The organism is Helcococcus sp. KG196, assembly GCF_046035495.1.
Lineage (GTDB): Bacteria > Bacillota > Clostridia > Tissierellales > Peptoniphilaceae > Helcococcus > Helcococcus ovis.
This window is the reverse complement of sequence record NZ_JBFNFI010000001.1, coordinates 126,880-147,596: the sequence shown is the minus strand read 5'-3', so window position 1 is coordinate 147,596 and position 20,717 is coordinate 126,880. Positions and strand designations below refer to the sequence as shown.

Below are 20,717 nucleotides of genomic sequence, written 5' to 3'. Positions count from 1 at the left end.
TTGAAAAAACTAAATGCTATAACTGTCAAACAACTAAGTAAATACTTAAAATCAGTTATCAAAGAAGATTTTATATTAAACAATATTTTTATTGTTGGAGAAATTGTTAATTTAAGAGTTACTATGTTTTCTTATTTTTCATTAAAAGAGGATGATGAGACAATTTCTTGTGTAAAGTTTGATAATGATTTTGATTTCAGTGATGGGGATAAGGTTTTAATTAAAGGGTATTTAAATTTATACACAAAAGATAGTAGATATCAAATTATTGTAAAAGATGTACAAGAATATGGAGTTGGTGAAAGTAGCATAATTTTAAAAAAACTTAAAGAAAAATTACTAAAAAAAGGATATTTTGATAATGATAATAAAAAAAATATTCCCAATATTCCATATAAAATAGGTCTTATTACCGGATTAAATTCGGCAGCATATTATGATTTTTTTAAGGTTCTAAGTGATAATAATTATAATTGTCAAGTTTATTATTATAATTCGCTTGTACAAGGAAAAAGTGCAGAAATTGATATAGTTAATGGACTTGATATATTAGATAAATATAAGCTTGATCTTATTGTACTTACGAGAGGTGGAGGATCAAAAGAAGATTTATCAATATTTAACAGTGAATTAATTGCTGATAAGATTTTTGAGTTAAATACTCCTATAATTACTGCTATTGGTCATGATATTGATTTAAGTATTTCAGATTTAGTAAGCGATAAATTTTTGTCTACTCCAACTAAAGCTGCTGAATACATTGTAAGACAAAATGTAAAATATAAAGAAAATTTATACAACATTAATAGATTTATAAATCAAAATATTCAAAATATAATTGCAAATTTTGAAAAATCATTAAAACTGATAAATTCGAAAATTGAATTAAATAATCCAAAAAATATTATTCTTGAAAGGGAATATTATTTTAATAACAGAAAAAATAAAATCAATTATTTAATTAATTATTTGATTACTGATTATGAGAAAAGATTGTATTATACAAGAAATAAAATAGAGAATCTATTTAATAATATTCTTAATAATAAAAGTATTTATATTAAGAATGATTCACGTAAATATATAGATATTAAAGATATAAAAGTTGGCGAAAAATATATTATTTTCAATAAAGATATATCATTTAAGATTACAGTTGAGGAGAAAATTGATGAATGGTAATTATGAAGATTTATTTAAGAGATATGATGAAATTTCTTTACTTTTAGATAATAAGGAAATAAGTCTGGAAGAATCTATAAAGCTTTATGAGGAAAGTACTGAAATTTTCACAAAATTAGAAAAAATGTTAAGTGAATCAAAACAAAAAATAATAAATATAAGAGAAAAAAATGTTTGAATTATATGATATTAGAAAAAAAGAATTTGAAAAAATAATAATTAATTATTTTGATAATGATAAATTAGGAGCTGTTTTAAATTATTCAATTGAATTTGGAAAAAGAATAAGACCACTTATTTTGATAGAAACATATAAAATGTTAAAGGATAACAACTATTCAAATGAAGAATTTGAAAATGTACTCGGATATGCTATTTCTCTTGAGATGATTCACAATTATTCATTAATTCATGATGATTTACCATCTATGGATAATGATAATTTTAGGAGAGGTAGAGAGACTACTCACTATAAATTTGGTGAAGATATGGGAATATTAGCAGGAGATTCATTGTTAAACTATTCATATGAGAATATTTTTAAGATTTTATCTAATAATAACTCAATTAATTATATAAATGCTGCTAAATATTTGGCTGAATGTGCTGGTTATCAAGGAATGATAGAGGGACAAGTATTAGATATAAATGATAACATAAATAATATTGATGATTTAATAAAAATGTATAAAAATAAGACGTGTAAATTGATTATGGCAGCTACAAAGATTCCGGGATATATATCAAGCAAAAGTAATGATATTCTTGAAGAGTTAGAGTTATTAGGTTTTTATATTGGTATGGCTTTTCAAATACAGGACGATTTATTGGATGTTAAACAGGATGAAAAAATAAATAAACTGACATATATAAGTTTTACTGGAAAAGATAAGGCATATTGTGATATGATAAATTATTCTAAAAAAGCATTAAAAATATTATTAAAGTATAAATACAATGATTTTTTAGTAAAATTAATTGAAAATTTAATTAAAAGAAAGCATTAGGGGGTAAAATGCGTAAATATGATAGACAAAGAATAATCTTGACTTTGATTGAAGATAATGTTGTGGAAACACAAGATGAATTAACAAAGTTATTAAAGGATAATGGGATTGTTGCTACACAAGCAACCATTTCAAGGGATATTAAAGAACTTAGAATTACTAAAGTTCAAACAGAAACAGGAGTATATAAATATACAGTTTTAGATACAATGCATGATACTTTAAATGAAAGATATAATAAAATATTTAGATCAGCAATTTTAAGTATAAGAGAAAATAGAGGTAGAATTATAATTTCTACAATTTCTTACGCTGCATCAGTGGCAGGACAAGCATTAACTAACAGAAAGATTGAAGGAATCACAGGGATTTTAGCTGGCTATGACAATATTATTGTTGAAGTTGGTGAAGACTACGATCCAAAAGAAATAGTTGAAAAGATAAAGGAAATGATTAATTAATTATGTTATTAAATTTGTACGTGAAAAATTTTGCGATTATAAAACAAATTAATATTAGTTTTGATAATGGATTAAATATTTTATCAGGAGAAACCGGATCAGGTAAAAGTTTGCTATTAAAAGCTTTATCTTTAATTAAAGGGGAAAGATTTAGCAAAAATTATATAGGTAAATTTGATCAAAAAACAATTGTAGAGGTTGTATTTACAAGCAATGATAATATAAATAATCTTTTATTGGAAAATAATATTGATATTGATGATAATATTATTCTTACAAGAATATTTGATCGAAATGCTTCCGTTACAAAAATAAATAATAGAGCATGTAGTGTAAAGTTCATGAGTCAAATAGCAAATGTGCTATTTGACATTCATGGACAACACTCACAATTAGTTGTTTTAGATAAATCTAATTATATTTCTTTAATTGATAAATTTGATAAGACTACAGATATTTTAAAAATTAGTTTGTCAGAAAATCTAAAAACACTTAATAAATTAAAAAGTGAAATTTCTAATTTAGAAATTCCTGAAGATGAGTTAGAAAGAGAAAAGGATTTATTAAAATATCAGATAAATGAGATAGAATCTTTTAATTTTAATGAATATGATGAAGAAAAATTAAATAAAGAATACAAAAAATTGACAAATCAAACAGAGCTTATAAATGGAACGAATGCAATAATTGATGCTGTTTCTCAAAGTAATAAGTCGTTATCAGTTAAAGAAATTATAAATATGTTGTATGATAAATTATTAGATTTGGAAAGATTAGATAGTGATCTTAAAGACTTAACGAGTGATATTCTTAATATTAAAGAGTTGATATATGATTTTTCAAGAAATATTGAAAATTACTCTTATACTCTCGATATAGATGAAGAAAGAATACAAGTTATAGAAGATATATTTTCTGCATTTCAAGTTTTAAGATTAAAATATGGAAAGACTCCTGATGAGATTTTAGAATTTTTAGAAAATATAAAGTCAAGATTTAAGATACTAAGTAATATTGAAAAAAGAAGAAATGAACTTGCTCTTGAAATTTCTAAGATTAATAATGAAAATAAAAAAATTGCAGATGATTTAACTAATAAAAGAATTAAAATAATCAAAGAGCTAGAAGATAAAATTATAAAAGAATTAAGTGAAATGAACATGCTTAATATTGATTTTAAAATACAATTAAATAAATTAGAAAAAATTAGTAAAAATGGTCATGATGATATTGATTTTATGATATCTACAAATAAAGGGCAAGAGCTTAAGAGTTTGAGTAATGTTTCATCAGGTGGTGAAATTTCTAGGTTTATGTTAGCGTTAAAAGCTGCATTGATTGATAAAGAAGATTTGGAAACTATAATATTTGATGAAATTGATACAGGAATAAGTGGTAAAACAGCTGATATAGTGGGAAATAAACTAAAGAAAATTTCAAAAGTATGTCAATTAATTGTTATATCACATTTAGCTCAAATTGCAAGTAAATCAGATACTCATTATTTAATATATAAAGATGTTGAGAATGATTTTACTATAACTAATATTCAAAAATTAGATTATGATGGAAAAGTCAAAGAAATTGCACGTTTAATTTCCGGAATAGATATAACGAAAAATAGCATGGATGCAGCAAATGAATTATTAAAGGAGAGTTTATGAGTGACAATTTACATATAGAAGAAACTATAAAATCTGAAAAAATTTATGAAGGAAGAATTATAAAGGTTAGAGTGGATACTGTGGAACTTGAAAACAGAAGTTATGCTAAAAGGGAAATTGTTGAACATGATCGAGGTGTTGGTATAGTTGCTATTAATGAAAATAAAGAAATATACTTGATTAAACAATTTAGAAAACCTGTTGAAAAAGTTATATATGAAATACCTGCTGGGCTTGTTGAAGCTAATGAAAATCTTGTAGATGCTGCCGTTAGGGAAGCTCAGGAAGAAATTGGATATAAGCCAAATAACATGAAACTTATTGCAGAAGCATATGCTTCTCCGGGATTTACAGATGAAATAATATCAATATTTTTGGGTACTGATTTAGTGTATGATAAGCTTGATTTAGATGAAACGGAGTTTTTAGAACCATTTAAGGTTCCATTGAAAAAAGCTGTTGAAATGGTTGAAAATTTTGAAATAGTAGATGCAAAATCAATTATCGGAATTTTATATGCAGCAAGAGAGTTTGGAATATAATGAATAATAAGTTTTTTGATTTAATTATATTAGTTATAAGTCTGTTATTTGTGATTATAACTCACGAATTGGGGCATGCGGTTGTTGCTTTGTGGAATGGAGATGATACAGCAAAAAAAGCGGGAAGAATTACTTTTAATCCACTAAAACATTTAGATTTGATTGGTACATTATTTTTAATTGTGATGAAATTTGGATGGGCAAAACCGGTACCTATAGATTCGAGAAAATTTAAAAATGAAAGATTTGGCTTATTTACAGTATCTATTGCAGGTATAACAGTTAATTTAATTACATGTTTTTTTGCAATATTAATATTTAATACTTTATTTTATTTTAATATATATAACTATTTTGTTTATAGTTTGCTAGATAACATCGCTTTATATTCAGTAGTTTTTGCAGTTTTTAATTTACTACCGATACCACCATTAGATGGTTCAAAAATTTTAGCAAGTATATTACCTAAATCATTTGAATATTTCATATACAAAAATGAAAAATATTCTTATATTATTTTGTTAGTTTTATTATATTTTGGCGTTATAAACAGGATTATAGTTCCTGCGATAAAGCCAATTTTAAGCTTTTTTAATATGATTAGTATATATATTTTAAAAATATTCTAGTGGAGTTTTTATGATAAATGTTTCAACTGGAGAATTTTATGGTCCTTTTGATTTATTATTAGATTTAATAAAGAAATCAAAGTATGACATATATGAAATCCAAATTTCAGATATAACAAATAAATATATTGAATCATTAAAGGTTCTAAATATACCAGCTGATGAAACAGCTGATTTTATTTTGATTGCTACACAATTATTATATATAAAAACTCGTTCATTAATAAAGGATACTTCTCAGGAGCAAGAAGATGAAGATCTTATTTCTCAAGATGAGCTTGTAAGACGATTAGTGCAATATAAAAAAATAAAAAAAGTAATTCCATTATTAGAAAAATTGGAAGAGCAAGGAATTAGAAAACATTGTAAGTTACAAGATGACTTTTCAAGATTTAATGATGATAGTGAAAATATTGTTTATGATATTGATAAATTAAAAAATACTTTAGAAAAATTAATAGAATTATTTTTAAGTGTTGATGAATTTAAGGTTGATAGTATATTGAATATAGAAGAATATTCTTTAGAAAAATACAATCAAGATATTAAACTACAATTGATTAAAGATAAAATTATTAGTATTTCTAAAATGCTTAAAAAAGTTGAATCAAAATCAGAAGCAATTATTATATTTTTATCCATTTTAGAACTATCTAAGACAAATGATTTAATTATTATTCAGGATAATGTTTCAATGGAAATTACTGTTGAGATTAAAAATCAAATAAAAGAGGAAGAATGAGTAAAAGAGAATTAAAATCAATAATTGATGCTATTTTATTTGCTTGGGCTGAACCTATACATATAGATGAAATAATGAAAGTTATTGAACAAGATAAAAAAACGACAAGAGAATTAATTAGAGAGTTACAGGATGAATGTGAACATTATAGAAGAGGGATTGTCTTAAATAATTATGATGATTATTATCAATACAGTACAAGATCTGAACATGATGAATATTTAAAGAAGTTAACCAAGTCTTCACCTAGAAAAATAACAAGTTCTACAATGGAAGTTTTAGCAATTATTGCTTATAATCAGCCTGTGACAAGAATAGAAATTGATAATATTCGTGGTGTGAAAAGTTATAGCTCCATAGATACATTAAAAGCTAAAGGATTAATTGAGGAAGTTGGAAGGCTTGATGCAGTAGGTAAACCTGTTTTATATGGTACTACTATTCAATTTTTGAAGATGTTTAATCTTTCTTCATTAGATGAGTTGCCAAAAATTGAAAATCTTGAAGAATTAAATACTATTTTGGAAAATGAAAATGATGAGAATTAATAAGTATCTATCCCGTTGTGGAGTAGCCTCCAGACGAAATGCTGAAAAATTAATACTTCAAGGATTAATTAAAGTAAACGGGAAAATCATTACGGATTTATCATTTCAAATAAATGATGATGATATAGTAGAATATAAAGGACACATTTTAAGACCTGTTGAAGATAAATTTTATTTTGCTCTAAACAAGCCCATAAATTATGCTTCTACTAATTCTAAAAAGTTTGATGATAAAATTATCTTTGATTTAATTGATGTTAAAGAAAAGTTGTTTTCTATTGGACGATTGGATAAAGATAGTAGGGGATTAATTATTATTACAAATGATGGAGATATTTATAATAAAGTTATACATCCCAGAAATATAATTTTTAAGAAATATATTGTGAAACTTGATAAATTTTTTCTGAAATCTCATAAAAGTATTTTAGAAAATGGTATTGATATCGGTGGATATATTACCAGTCCGGCAAAAATTAAGATTTTAGGAGATAAAACTATTCAAATTGAGATAAGTGAAGGAAAAAATAGACAAATTAGAAGAATGTTTGCGATTTTAGGTTATAAGGTACTAGATCTTAATAGAGTATCAATAGGTAAAATAGAATTATCCAATTTAGAAATAGGAAAATATAGAAATTTAACAATTAATGAAATAAATTATTTGAAAAACTTATAGGAGTAATTATGTATAAATCAATAGCTATTGATGGACCTGCTGGAGCAGGTAAAAGTAGCATATCAAAATTATTAGCAAAAAAAATAAATTTCCATTATTTAGATACTGGTGCAATGTATAGAGCTTGTACATATTTTTATCTTTTAAATAATATTGATGTAAATGATGAAAAATCAATAAATGAAAATATAGATAAAATTAATCTAACAATTGAAAATGGCGTTTTTTATCTAAATGGAAAAGATATTACAAAAGAAATTAGATCTGATGAAGTAACAAAAAACGTTTCATTGATTTCAAGTTATAAAAAAATAAGAGAAAATTTAGTTGATATGCAAAGAAATATAGCTAAACAAAATAATATTATCCTTGATGGTAGAGATATTGGTAGTCATGTATTAAAAGATGCATCAATTAAATTTTATTTAACAGCAGATGCTGAAGTACGTGCGAATAGAAGATTAAATGATGATGCGGTATCAAGTAATTTAACATTTGAAGAAATATTAGAGGATATTAAAAGACGTGATTATTTTGACAGTCATAGAGAAATTACACCTTTAGTAAAAGCTGATGATGCAATATTAATAGATAGTTCAAACTTAAGTATTGATCAAGTAATTGATTTAATGATTAAACATTTGGAGAAAAATAATGTTATATAAAATATTAAGATTTATTGCTAGACCTATATTAAAAATTTTAACGTTATACAAAATTATAAATAAACCTAAAGTTATTCCTGATGGTAATATTATAATTTGTTCAAATCATAAAAGTTTGCTGGATCCATTTTTATTAATATTGGCATTTGATAGAAATATTAAATTTATTGCTAAAAAGGAACTTTTTAAGTTTAAACCATTAGGTTGGTTTTTAAGACAAGTTGGAGCATTTCCGGTTGATAGAAAAAATAATGATATAGATGCTGTAAAAAAATCAATAGAAATACTTAAAAATAATGATGTATTAGGGATTTTCCCTGAAGGAACAAGAATTAAATCAGATAAAGATGTTAAAAGAGAAAATTTTAATAATGGAATAGCTATGATAGCATTAAGAAGTGATTCAAATATAATACCTATAGAAATAAAGGGAAAAATCGGACTTTTTTCAAAACCTAAAATTATATTTAAAGAATTAATACATATTGATGATTATAAATCTTTACCTAAAAAAGATATTTATAGAGTAATAGTTGATAAAGTATATAACAATATATACAATTAATTACATTTTTTTAATAATTTAAATTAATAAAAATGCTCTTTGATATTTTAGAGATAATTTTGCAAAGTTTTTTTGCAAAATTATCTCTTTTATTATAAAATAAGTAGAGACGTATAGTATATCTATACTATTTTTTAGGAGGAAGTCAGTTAAATGGATAATATAACAAATGAAGAATTTATGGAACAAGTAGAAGAAAGCATGGTAAAAATTTACCCAAAAGATATTGTTAAGGGTACAATTATTAATGTTAAAGAAGATGAAGTATTTGTGGACATTAAATACCGTTATGATGGGATTGTAAAAAAAGATGAAATGTCTGAAGAAGAAGCTGCAGATCCATTAAAAGCATTTTCAGTTGGTGATGAAATAGATGTATATGTAATCAAATTAGATGATGGTGAAGGAAATGTATCATTATCAACAAGTAGAGTTGAAGGATTAAAAAACTGGAAAAAATTACAAGAAGCCTTTGAAAAAGGTGAAGTAGTTAAAGCTTCTGTAAAGGGTTCAAATGCTGGTGGATTAGTAGTTAAAGTTATGGGGATAAACGGATTTATTCCGGCATCACAAATTACTACTTATTTTGTAAAGAACTTCACACAATATGAAGGACAAGACTTAGATACAAGAATTTTAAGTATCGATGAAAAGAAAAAAAGAGTTGTATTATCAAGTCGTGTATTACAAGAAGAAAAATTAGATACTGTATGGGAAAAATTAGTTCCTGATGCAATTGTAACTGGTAAAGTTGTAAGAATGGTTGACTTTGGTGCATTTATTGACTTAGGTGGAGTAGACGGATTAGTTCACGTATCAGATATTTCTTGGGATAGAATTTCAAAACCATCAGACGTATTAGAAATTGGACAAGAAGTTGAAGTTAAAATCTTAAAAGCTAATAGAGAAAAGAGTAGAGTATCTTTAGGTATCAAACAATTAACAGAAAAGCCTTTTGATTTATTTGTTAAAAATCACAAAGCTGGAGATGTTTTAACCGGTGAAGTAGTAAACCTATTAGATTTTGGTGCTTTCTTAAAATTAGAAGAAAGTGTTGAGGGTTTGGTACATGTTTCTCAAATAAGTAATGAACATGTAGAAAAGCCATCAGACGTACTAAATATTGGAGATAAATTAGAAGTTAAAATTTTAGAAATTGATGCAGAAAATCAAAGAATTTCTTTAAGTAAAAGAGCTTTAATGGAGCCAAAACAAACTGTAAAAGAAAACAAAGAAGTTTCTGAAAAAGTAAGTAGTAAACCAAAAGTTGAGTCAAAGAAAACAGTAAAATCTGAAGAGCCAAAAGAAGATAATTCATTTGGATCAAACCTAGGTGACTTACTAGATAATTTGAATTTAGAAGACTAAATTTTTTTGCAAGAGGGATAATATCCCTCTTTCTTTTATTTAAGGAGATATGATGAATAAAATAATAAAAAATAGATTTAGTGCCTATTTACTTGCTATTTTATGTATGTTTTTGTGGGGGTCTGCATTTCCTACAATTAAAACAACTTACAAAATATTGAATATAGGGACTAATGATTATTTCTCAATGATTTATGTAGCCGGATTAAGATTTTTTATTGCCGGATTAATTGTATTAATTTTAATGTCATTTTTTGATAAAAGAAATATAATACAGCTAAAAAGTAATTTTACTTTTTTATTAAAAATTGGTTTAATTGTGATTTCTTTTGGATATTTATTTTTCTATATTGGTACCGGAAACACCTCAGGTATGAAATCATCTTTATTGACATCTTCATCTACTTTTTTAGTTGTAATATTATCACATTTTTTATTAAATGATGAAGATTTCAATAAATTTAAGCTTTTAGCAATTATATTAGGCATTTCGGGAGTAATTTTCTCGAATATTAATAAGGAGTTTAATTTTAGTTTTACATTTTTAGGCGAAGGATTTTTAGTTATTAACTCATTATTAAGTTCTTATGGGACAATATTTGTAAAAAAATATGGTAAAAATGTTTCACCATTTGCAACAGCGTCAGGACAATTTTTGTATGGTTCAATATTATTAATTATCGTTGGATATTTTGGACATGAAAAAGCACTACATTTTAATTATCAGGCTATTGCATTAATTTTATACGGCGGGATAATTTCATCTGTTGCATTTACATTATGGTATTTTATTTTAAGAGAATACAAAGCAAGCGAAATATCTTTTTTAAGATTATTTATACCATTTTTTGGTACAGCATTAAGTGCATTAATTTTAGGAGAAAAATTAAATTTTGGTATACTTATTGGGTTAATTTTAGTAATTTTTGGTATAATAATTATAAATAAATCTACCGAATTAAATAAATTAACTACAGGTGAAAAATGAAAAATATAGATATTAACAAATTAACTCCAATGATGAAACAATACATGAATATTAAGCTTAAAAACATGGATAAAATACTTTTTTATAGATTGGGAGATTTTTATGAAATGTTTTTTGACGATGCAATAATCGCTGCTAGAGAACTAGAATTGGTTTTAACAGGCAGAGATTGCGGATTAGAAGATAAAGCACCAATGTGCGGAATTCCGTATCATGCAGCAAATTCATATATAAATAGATTAGTAGATAAGGGGTATAAAATTGCGATTGTCGAACAAGTGGAGGAACCAAGTCAAGCTAAAAGTATAGTTGATAGACAAATTGTAAAAATTATATCACCGGGAACTCTATTAGATTTAGAAGGTAAAGAAAATTATAATAACTTTATTTCCAGTGTATTTTTTAAGGATAACTCAGTAGGCATATCATATATGGATATTACTACGGGAGAATTTAATACTACTGAAATTTTAAATAAAGAAAATATAGAAAGATATATAATTGATTTTATTTCAAAAGTAAATCCTAGAGAAATTATCTTAAATGAAAAAATTAATTTAAAGGCTTTTAATGATTTTGTTGAGAATAATAATATTTTTATATCATATATAGAATATAAAGAGCTAAATTTAAAAAATATTATAAGTTATATAAGTGGTAAAGTTAAAAGCTTTAGCAACAAATTGTTTAAAAATAAGATATTTTCTCTTATTTCATCATATATATTATTAGATTATATTTATTTATATCACGATAAAGATTTAACTCATATTAATAGTTTAAACTACATTAATTACTCAAATTTTTTGATGATTGATGCTAATACAAGAGATAATCTTGAAATTCATAAAAATTTAAATGATGGCGGCAGAAAAAATTCTTTACTTAATATTATTGATTATGCAAGCACTCCTATGGGCTCCAGAAAAATTAATTCTTGGTTAGAATTTCCATTGATAAATAAAAAAGATATAAATTACAGATTAGATATTGTTAATTATTTTGTAAATAATTATGAAAAATCAACAGAATTAGAGAATATTCTTAAAGATATATATGATTTAGAAAGAATTTTAAGTAAAATTGCATATCAAAATGCTAATACTAAAGATTTATTAATTTTAAAAAGATCATTGGAAAAATTACCTAATTTGAAAGAATTTTTGAATGATTCCGATTTTGATAAATTTAATGTACTGGTTCAAAATTTTGATGATTTAAGTGATATTTTTAACTTAATTAATAAATCCATTAAAGAAGATGCTCCTATTCAAATTACGGAGGGGGGGATTATTAAAGATGGATATAATGAATACTTAGATTCTATCAAAAAAAATTCTATAATCGGTGAAAAAAAATTACTTGAATATGAAATATCTGAACGAGATAGAACGGGAATAAACAAGCTTAAGGTTTCATATAATAAAAATATTGGATATTTTATAGAATTAACAAAGTCTAATATTGATAAAGCACCTTCAAATTATATCAGAAGACAGACATTAAAAAATTCTGAAAGATATATCACTAATGAACTTAATGAAATTTCAGATATGATATTGGAAGGACAAACAGATACAATTAACTTAGAATATAAGTTATTTATAGAAATAAGGGAATACATTTCAAATAATTCTACGAGAATAAAAAATGTAACAGACTTAATTTCAGTAATTGATGCATTAAATTCCTTTGCACAAATATCAGTTAAAAATAACTATTGTAGACCTATATTTAATAATGAAAACTATATTTATATTAAAGATGGAAGACATCCGGTTATTGAGCAAAATTTAGGATTTGAAAACTTCATTTCAAATGATACTTTAATCGGAAAGAAAAATAAGACAATACAAATCATTACAGGACCAAATATGGCAGGTAAATCAACATATATGAGACAAACTGCATTGATTTTAATTTTGGCTCAAATAGGATGTTTTGTACCGGCATCAGCATGTGATATTTCTATTTCAGATGCCATATTTACAAGGATTGGAGCTTCTGATAATCTTTCAAAAGGCGATTCTACATTTATGGTGGAGATGAAGGAAATGTCTAATATCATAAAAAATGCTACAAAAAATAGTTTTGTTATTTTAGATGAAGTTGGCAGGGGAACAAGTACAAATGATGGATTTAGTATTGCAAAATCAATATTAGAATATATTGTAAAAAATATTAATTGTAAAACATTATTTGCAACTCATTATCATGAATTAACAGATTTAGAGGAAGAATATAATAGTATTGAAAATTTAAAAGTGAAAATACACGAAGAAAATAATAATATTGTATTCTTAAGAAAAATAGTTAAAGGCAAGACTGATAAATCATATGGTATAGAAGTAGCAAAATTATCTGGATTACCAAATGAAATTTTATTTAGAGCTAATGTAATATTAAAAGAATTAGATAGTAGTACAAAAAATAAAACTCAATTAAGTTTTAATATAGACAATAAAGAAGATTCTCAAAAACAAATAGAAAAAGATATTCTTTTAAGTGAATTAAGTTCAATAGAAATTGATAATATAACGCCTATTGATTCATTAAAAGTATTAAATGATTTTATAAAAAAAGCTAAGGATTTATTAAATGATTAAAATTTTAAGTGAAGATACAATACAAAAAATTGCTGCTGGCGAAGTAATTGAACGTCCAGCTTCCATAATAAAAGAATTAGTAGAAAATTCAATTGATGCAAAGTCAACAAATATAATAGTTGAAGTAAAAAATGGAGGAAAGACATATATTAAAGTTTCTGACAATGGAAGTGGTATACATCATGATGAAATAGAGACTGCATTTTTAAGACATGCAACTTCAAAAATAAATAATTTCATTGATTTATATAACATTTTATCTATGGGATTTAGAGGAGAAGCATTAGCATCAATAATTTCCGTATCTAAATTAATAATTAAATCTAAAACTTCAAATGAAGATTTAGGTACAAAATTAATATATGATGATAATAAATTAATTGAAAAAAAGAAAGTAGGCATGAATACAGGAACAATAATTGAAGTTTTTGATTTATTTAAATATATTCCTGTAAGACAAAAATTTTTAAGTAGCGATATTACAGAAACAAATAAAATTACACATTTAATGTACAGTTTTGCTATAGGTAATCCTAATATATCCTTTACATATATTAGAGATAATAAAGAAGTTTTTAAGACGTTAAATACACAAAATGAAAAAGTAAATTTACAAATTTTATTTGGTGATGATTTTATTAATAATTCTATTAAGTTGAATGTTAAATCTGAAAATTATAAAGTTGATGCTATATTTTCCAATAATAAATACTATAAAGGAAATAGAAGCATGCAATATATTTATGTTAATGGCAGATATATTGTAAATGATTCAATTACAAATGCTGTAGAAACATGCTATTTTAATTTAATTCCAAATGGACGTTTTCCGCTATTTAAGCTTGATATCAAGGTTGATCCGAAACTTATTGATATAAATATTCATCCAAATAAACAAAAAATTAAATTTACATTTGGCGATGAATTGATAGATTTATTAAAGAAAAATATAACAGAAGCTTTATATGAATCTGATAAACCAAAGATTATTGATATAAACAATAATGAGTGTGATGAAACAATTAATTTTCATAAATTAAATCAAGGGGATGGCTACAAAAAGATTTTAGATTTATATAAGTCAGAAAAAAATAACGATAATTCTCAAAAAACTTTTAGTCAAAATTCTAAAGATATATTTAAGGAAAATGAAAAGACTTATGTATTTACCGATATTTCAGATAATAATGATAATTTACTTGAGAATCATATAGAAAAAACAGAAGAAATTGATAGTACTGAAGTTATACAAACAAAAATAAATTTAGACAATATTGAATTTAATACAACACTCTTTAATAAGTTTTTAATCTTTGATAAACTGGCTGATAATTCAATCATTATTATAGACATAGATTATGCAAATCAAAGAATTATTTATGATAGAGAAATTAAAAATAACAATAAATTATCTCAAACTCTACTGGAACCAATAGTTATAAATCTTACTAAAAAGGAAATTGATACATTTGAATTTAATATAAATAGGCTTAAAAAATTAGGTTATGATATTGATTTATTTAGTGATAGCAGTGTTATAATACGCTCAATACCATATTATTTAGATATACCTTCAACTAGATCTGATTTTATGAATATTTTGGATACTACAAATAATTTTGATGATAAAAAAGAAAATTATATCTTAAAAAAAGCAATATCTTTGGCAGCATATAAATCAAAAAACATTACAAAATTAGAGGCTAATATGATGTATAAAGAATTATTAAATACAACAAATCCAAATACATCACCTTCAGGGAAAGTAATTATATATGAATTAGACTATGATACATTTATGAGGATATTAAAATAAATGAAAAAAGTTATTATAATAGCTGGACCCACAGCTGTAGGAAAAACAAATTTAGGCATAAAACTTGCCAAGAAATTAAATACAGAGATTATTTCTGCTGATTCTATGCAAATATATAAACAGCTTAATATTGGCACAGCAAAAGTAACTATGGAAGAAATGAATGGAATAAGACATCACTTGATTGATATAATCAATCCTGACGCAAATTATTCTGTGCAGCAATTTAAGAATGATGCATTAAATATAATAAATGACTTGCACAGTGCTAATAAAATTCCTATCATAGTTGGTGGCACAGGTTTATATATTGATTCACTAACGCATGATTTTGATTTTGTAAATGTTAAACCTAATTATGAATTAAGACATAAATTAGAAAATATATACAATAAAGATCCGAATATATTACTTAAACAAGTACATGAAATTAGTGAAAAATATATAAATCTTACATTAAAAGATAAAAAGAAAATTATAAGAGCTATAGAAGTATATAAAGAATCGGGTAAAATACTAAATTATGATAGAATACACAACTCTAGCGATATAAAGTATTATCTTTATGTATTAAGTGATGATAGAGAAATATTGTATAAAAGAATTAATTCTAGAGTAGATAAAATGATAGAAAACGGATTAGTAGATGAAGTAAAATCACTAATATCAAATGGTTTAGATTCAAATTCACAATCAATGAAAGCAATAGGGTATAAAGAAGTATTACTTTATTTAAATGGTGAATATACTTTAGAATATATGATTGAAAAGTTAAAACAAAATTCAAGACATTATGCTAAAAGGCAACTTACCTGGTTTAGAAGAAATGAATTGAGTGATTGGATAAATATAGAAGATAAATCAATTAATGATGTAATTAATTATATATTAGATAAGCTTAATTAATAAAATAGCTAAAACATACTATTTGGTAGTGTATTTTAGCTATTTTTATTTATCATGTTTCTATAAGATTTTTCTTAAATTCTCTAATTTCATCATATATCGGGACTAAAATAGCTGCTACAAATCCTCCTGAAAAACCATTATTATATAGATTTGCTCCTCCATATAAATAACCAACATTAAATACAACAGCCATGTGAGAAAAACCTGCGAATATTCCCCCTATAATGCCATATTCTCCGGTAATAGGACTCAATGTTGTACCAAATAAGCCTGCAAGTATGCTAGCTGTCGATGATGGTTCATGTATATTTAGAGTACCTGCTATAAGTACACCAATAAATATAGGAATTGAGTTTTTAGGATGCTTACCATATGCACTAAAAGCAGAAACAGATAAAATCCCGCCAACAACCGGGCCGTTAAATATGCCCCCAACTATTATTACAAAAAGAGAAGCGATTATTCCCATTAATCCCATATTTAGTAATGTTGTATAAAATCCATGTAAATTGATATAATCAGATGGTAATTTTCCTACATTATTTAATAATAACTTATATTTAGAAATTATGTATTTATCTCTTAAAAAACTATATATAATCATAAATATAAATAGAGAAAAAATATATATTTTAATGCTTAAATCGGATCCTTTATATAAAATACTTACACTATCTACTTTTATATTAAACATTCTCATTATACCTACTGTTAGCATTGCAATAACACCACCGGTAAATCCTATATTGTATAAATTATATCCTTTATGAAACTTTAAGAAAGATATAGACAATGGTGTAATAATTAAACCTATAATAATGCCAACAGTATATGCTAAAATTATATCTATTAAAATTGGCAAATTAAGATTAAAGGTAATTATACTAACAATAGGAGCTAGTGCCGTTACATAAAGTGATTGTAATATATAATCTCCTAAATTTTTGTTTTTTAGTTTTGCATATATAAATACTCCAATTGATAAAGGAAATGAATTAAAAATATTTTTTCCAAAAAAAGAAAATCCTGTAACTAAAATAATCGCAGCAACCTCAGCTCCATATAACTCTTTTTTTACATATTTGGATGTAAAAATTGAAAACATCATGATGGTAAAAGCATTAAAAAATGCTGCTGATACACCGCCAACCTTCATATAATCAGTTAATAAATTTGATGGGGAAGCGAGTATTTTTATAAATCCATTGAAAATATCATTAATATTTCCGAATAGAAATGACATTAAAAGTAATGATAGCGACATAATATAAAGTAAGTATTCTATTTCATTTGTTTTTTTATGTTTTGATTTCATAAGACCTCTCATTTATATTTTTTATTTTAACATAAATGAGAGATAAATATAACTTCTTAATTAGGAATATACAATTTAAATCCAGGTTTTATATTTGAACTGGATAATTGATTAATTGCTTTTATTTCGTAAACTGTTTCACGGATATCTTTATCATAGTTTAAATTTTCTGCAATATTCCATAGAGTATCACCATTTTTTACAATTACAATTTTTTGATTGTTATCTTTACCTTCTACTATTACTTGTGTATTAAGTAATGTAAATAGATATGTAAAAAGTATAGTTGTCATAAATAATAAAAATAAAAATCTATTAAATTTTTTTTTGTTTTTTATTTTGTATCCCATAATTCTCCTCGCAAACATTTGTTCTATATTTAGAATAACAGAACAAATGTTTATTGTCAAATTTTTTCGAACATTTGTTTTATTTTATTTTTTTTGGTATAATAAAATAAAACAGAAAAAGGAGTATTTATGTTAAACGACAGACAAATTAAAGTATTAAATTTCTTAATTGAATATATTTCTATAAATCAATTTCCACCATCAGTAAGAGAAATTCAAGCTAAAGTTGGTATTAAATCTACATCTACTGTAAATAGTGATCTTAATAAATTAAATAATTTAGGATATATAAAGAAAAATAATCAAATGAGTAGATCAATTGAAATATTAAAAGATGCAAATGGGGATAGTACCCATAAAGAAGAAACTATAGATGTTCCATTATTAGGTAAAGTTGCAGCCGGCACGCCAATTCTCGCTGTAGAGGATGTAGATTCATTTTTCCCAATACCTGATTATTATTCTAAATTTGGAGAATTATTTATGCTTGAAATAAAGGGTGATTCTATGATAGAAGCAGGCATACTTGATGGTGATAAAATTTTAGTTAAAAAGACAAATTATGCTGATCACGGAGATATAGTTGTTGCCTTAATTGATGATTCTGCTACATGTAAAAGATTTTACAAAAAAAATGATCAGGTAATGTTGATTCCTGAAAATTCCACAATGGAACCAATTATACCTGATAATTTACAAATACTTGGTAAAGTTATTTCTTTATTTAGAGAACATATTTAATTATTATCAATTTTTATATTACTTAATGGATTAACATCTATTGCTCTTTTTACATTATCATCTGCCACATGGGTGTAAATCTGTGTGGTAGCGATTGATGTGTGACCTAACACTTTTTGCAAAGTTCTTATATCGACTCCTTCACGATACATAAGTGTAGCAGCAGTATGTCTTAACTTATGTGTTGAATACCTTGTTGTATCAAAACCTGCAATTTTTAAATGTTTTTCAATCATGTGTTGTATAGCTCTATTACTCATTCTATTTTTACGATTACTTAAAAATAAGGCATTTTCATCTTCAATATCCGGTCTGACTTTTAGATAACTGTCAATAGCATATTTACAAGCTTCAGTCATATAAACATGTCTTTCCTTATTTCCCTTACCTATTACTGAAAATTCAGTACCTTTAATGCTATCAATATTCATACTTGATAATTCAGATAATCTTAATCCCGTCGTTAAAAATACTAATACAATAGCAAAATCTCTTAATCTCATAAATAAATTTTTTTCTTGAGCAATTGAATTTAGTAGTATTTTAGATTCATCGAGTGTTAAATATACAGGATTTCTTTTTTTCATTTTTGGTGTTTCTAATTCTAAAGTTGGATTTTCATCAAGAGTTTTTGACACTGTAGTTAGATATTTATAAAATGTTCGCAAACTTGAGATTTTTCTTGCTCTAGTTGTCGAACTATTATCACGTTCATTATCTCTATATGAAATATAGCTATGTAAGTCTATAATAGTTATACCTTTTAGATACACTTCTCTCAATCTACTTATATCAATATCTTCAATTTTAGTATTTTGTTCAAAATCCAATAATCTAAGTCTATAAGTCATAAATTTTAAATATAATCTAATGTCATAAAAATACTCATGAACAGTATTAGGGGATAGACCTTTAATTGTTTTTAGATAATTAATAAAATCTGTTAAAAAAACAGGTACATCGTTATTATACATAAATTCTCCTTTTGTATTTATATTATATCATATGTTATAATATATATAGTATATCAATTAATGGGAGAGTCTATGACATCAATTATAAATCAAATTATTAATTTCTTAAAAAATAACATATCTTCAGAATTTGCCATTGCAATTATTTCAATGGTACCAATTGTAGAGTTAAGGGGGGCTATCCCTTTAGGGATAGGATTAGGAATGCCTTTTACAAAGGCGGTAATTATTAGCTATATAGGTAGTACTATACCCGCATTCTTCATAATTTTATTAATAGGGTATGTATTTAAGATTTTAAGAAAAATAAAATTTATGGATAAACTTATAAATAAAATTAACGAAAAAACATTAAAAAACAAATATAAAATTGAAAAATACGGATATTGGGGATTATTATTATTTGTAGGTATTCCATTACCTGGTACAGGTATATGGACAGGAAGTTTGTTATCACATTTATTAAATATGGATAAGAAAAAATCATTTGTAGCAGTTGCTTTAGGAAATGCGCTAGCCGGATTAATAATTGCAATAGTTTCCGGAACATTTTTTAATTTAGTAAGATAAAAAAAATATTCTTTATATAGATTTTAATAGGTGGTAATAATTTTAAATATTTTATAATAATACTTTTAAGCTGATTAAATTAATAATATACATGTTAATATAATAAATATTTTTTATAAATTCTGATCATTTTGATCAGAATTTTTTAGTTAATTAAAGTCATTTTAAATTTAATGTTGATAAAATAATAGAAATAAGAAGCTGTAAAAAAAAGTAGACTTTAATTTACAGTTAAAATCTTACAAATTATCTACTATTTTAAATTTACCAAATGTAATTAAATTCTTAGTAAATCGTACAAAATATATTATTTTTTCATTATATCACAGGATGACAATTAAAGTCTAATATTAGTGACAATTAAAGTCTGCATTATCTTACAAAAAATAAATATTG

The 20,717-nt window shown here is 24.5% G+C and carries 22 protein-coding genes; 19 read left to right on the top strand and 3 right to left on the bottom strand.

Annotated elements, in window-relative coordinates; translation table 11 throughout:
• The 17 genes from xseA (at position 1) to miaA (ending at position 16,368) form a co-directional block, all read left to right on the top strand.
• The gene (xseA, locus tag ABGF45_RS00665; protein WP_167554143.1) at positions 1-1,182 is read left to right on the top strand and encodes an exodeoxyribonuclease VII large subunit; all 1,182 of its coding nucleotides are present in this window, start codon (positions 1-3) and stop codon (positions 1,180-1,182) included.
• The gene (gene xseB, locus ABGF45_RS00660; protein ID WP_134710653.1) at positions 1,172-1,360 is read left to right on the top strand and encodes an exodeoxyribonuclease VII small subunit; all 189 of its coding nucleotides are present in this window, start codon (positions 1,172-1,174) and stop codon (positions 1,358-1,360) included. Before xseA ends, xseB begins: the two co-directional genes overlap by 11 nt.
• Entirely contained in the window at positions 1,353-2,189 is an 837-nt protein-coding gene (locus ABGF45_RS00655; RefSeq protein WP_134710654.1) for a polyprenyl synthetase family protein, read from the top strand. Before xseB ends, ABGF45_RS00655 begins: the two co-directional genes overlap by 8 nt.
• 8 nt (positions 2,190-2,197) lie before the next feature.
• The gene (locus ABGF45_RS00650) at positions 2,198-2,650 is read left to right on the top strand and encodes an arginine repressor (RefSeq protein ID WP_134710655.1); all 453 of its coding nucleotides are present in this window, start codon (positions 2,198-2,200) and stop codon (positions 2,648-2,650) included.
• Between the two features lie 2 nt (positions 2,651-2,652).
• Positions 2,653-4,314 (top strand): DNA repair protein RecN, encoded by a 1,662-nt coding sequence (gene recN, locus ABGF45_RS00645; protein ID WP_408112787.1) that lies wholly within the window; start codon positions 2,653-2,655, stop codon positions 4,312-4,314.
• Positions 4,311-4,856 carry an NUDIX hydrolase gene (locus ABGF45_RS00640; RefSeq protein ID WP_134710657.1) on the top strand — a complete coding sequence of 182 codons (546 nt, stop codon included), beginning with the start codon at positions 4,311-4,313 and terminating at the stop codon, positions 4,854-4,856. Before recN ends, ABGF45_RS00640 begins: the two co-directional genes overlap by 4 nt.
• Entirely contained in the window at positions 4,856-5,485 is a 630-nt protein-coding gene (locus ABGF45_RS00635; protein WP_134710658.1) for a site-2 protease family protein, read from the top strand. Before ABGF45_RS00640 ends, ABGF45_RS00635 begins: the two co-directional genes overlap by 1 nt.
• Before the next feature lie 10 nt (positions 5,486-5,495).
• The gene (locus ABGF45_RS00630) at positions 5,496-6,227 is read left to right on the top strand and encodes a ScpA family protein (RefSeq protein WP_134710659.1); all 732 of its coding nucleotides are present in this window, start codon (positions 5,496-5,498) and stop codon (positions 6,225-6,227) included.
• A complete protein-coding gene (gene scpB / locus ABGF45_RS00625) occupies positions 6,224-6,775 on the top strand; it encodes an SMC-Scp complex subunit ScpB (RefSeq protein ID WP_134710660.1) in 552 nt (183 codons plus the stop codon). The genes ABGF45_RS00630 and scpB overlap by 4 nt, the downstream gene beginning before the upstream one ends.
• Positions 6,762-7,454 (top strand): pseudouridine synthase, encoded by a 693-nt coding sequence (locus tag ABGF45_RS00620; protein ID WP_167554144.1) that lies wholly within the window; start codon positions 6,762-6,764, stop codon positions 7,452-7,454. Before scpB ends, ABGF45_RS00620 begins: the two co-directional genes overlap by 14 nt.
• 8 nt (positions 7,455-7,462) lie before the next feature.
• The gene (cmk, locus tag ABGF45_RS00615; RefSeq protein WP_134710662.1) at positions 7,463-8,119 is read left to right on the top strand and encodes a (d)CMP kinase; all 657 of its coding nucleotides are present in this window, start codon (positions 7,463-7,465) and stop codon (positions 8,117-8,119) included.
• On the top strand, positions 8,109-8,684 hold the full coding sequence (locus ABGF45_RS00610) for a 1-acyl-sn-glycerol-3-phosphate acyltransferase (RefSeq protein WP_134710663.1): 576 nt from the start codon (positions 8,109-8,111) through the stop codon (positions 8,682-8,684). The genes cmk and ABGF45_RS00610 overlap by 11 nt, the downstream gene beginning before the upstream one ends.
• Positions 8,685-8,837: 153 nt before the next feature.
• The gene (gene rpsA, locus ABGF45_RS00605; RefSeq protein WP_134710664.1) at positions 8,838-10,052 is read left to right on the top strand and encodes a 30S ribosomal protein S1; all 1,215 of its coding nucleotides are present in this window, start codon (positions 8,838-8,840) and stop codon (positions 10,050-10,052) included.
• A 52-nt stretch (positions 10,053-10,104) separates the two neighbouring features.
• Positions 10,105-11,040, top strand: coding sequence for a DMT family transporter (locus tag ABGF45_RS00600; protein WP_167554145.1), 936 nt, complete (start codon positions 10,105-10,107; stop codon positions 11,038-11,040).
• Positions 11,037-13,646 carry a DNA mismatch repair protein MutS gene (mutS, locus tag ABGF45_RS00595; protein WP_134710666.1) on the top strand — a complete coding sequence of 870 codons (2,610 nt, stop codon included), beginning with the start codon at positions 11,037-11,039 and terminating at the stop codon, positions 13,644-13,646. Before ABGF45_RS00600 ends, mutS begins: the two co-directional genes overlap by 4 nt.
• The gene (gene mutL / locus ABGF45_RS00590; RefSeq protein ID WP_134710667.1) at positions 13,639-15,462 is read left to right on the top strand and encodes a DNA mismatch repair endonuclease MutL; all 1,824 of its coding nucleotides are present in this window, start codon (positions 13,639-13,641) and stop codon (positions 15,460-15,462) included. Before mutS ends, mutL begins: the two co-directional genes overlap by 8 nt.
• Positions 15,463-16,368, top strand: a complete 906-nt coding sequence (miaA, locus tag ABGF45_RS00585; protein WP_134710668.1) for a tRNA (adenosine(37)-N6)-dimethylallyltransferase MiaA — start codon at positions 15,463-15,465, stop codon at positions 16,366-16,368.
• A 52-nt stretch (positions 16,369-16,420) separates the two neighbouring features.
• On the opposite strand, the gene ABGF45_RS00580 is transcribed toward miaA, so the two are convergent.
• Both ABGF45_RS00580 and ABGF45_RS00575 read right to left on the bottom strand, forming a co-directional pair.
• The gene (locus ABGF45_RS00580) at positions 16,421-17,686 is read right to left on the bottom strand and encodes a DUF1576 domain-containing protein (RefSeq protein WP_209021398.1); all 1,266 of its coding nucleotides are present in this window, start codon (positions 17,684-17,686) and stop codon (positions 16,421-16,423) included.
• 56 nt (positions 17,687-17,742) lie between these two features.
• Positions 17,743-18,036, bottom strand: coding sequence for a LysM peptidoglycan-binding domain-containing protein (locus ABGF45_RS00575; RefSeq protein ID WP_167554146.1), 294 nt, complete (start codon positions 18,034-18,036; stop codon positions 17,743-17,745).
• Between the two features lie 129 nt (positions 18,037-18,165).
• On the opposite strand from ABGF45_RS00575, the gene lexA reads away from it, so the two are divergent.
• Positions 18,166-18,777, top strand: a complete 612-nt coding sequence (lexA, locus tag ABGF45_RS00570; protein ID WP_134710671.1) for a transcriptional repressor LexA — start codon at positions 18,166-18,168, stop codon at positions 18,775-18,777.
• Here lexA and ABGF45_RS00565 read toward each other — a convergent pair.
• Positions 18,774-19,751: a tyrosine recombinase XerC gene (locus ABGF45_RS00565; RefSeq protein ID WP_134710672.1), complete on the bottom strand. Its 978-nt coding sequence runs from the start codon at positions 19,749-19,751 to the stop codon at positions 18,774-18,776. The two genes, lexA and ABGF45_RS00565, sit on opposite strands and share 4 nt — an antisense overlap.
• A 72-nt stretch (positions 19,752-19,823) precedes the next feature.
• Here ABGF45_RS00565 and ABGF45_RS00560 point away from each other — a divergent pair, with 72 nt between their 5' ends.
• Positions 19,824-20,321, top strand: coding sequence for a small multi-drug export protein (locus ABGF45_RS00560; RefSeq protein ID WP_167554147.1), 498 nt, complete (start codon positions 19,824-19,826; stop codon positions 20,319-20,321).
• Positions 20,322-20,717: the final 396 nt, after the last annotated feature.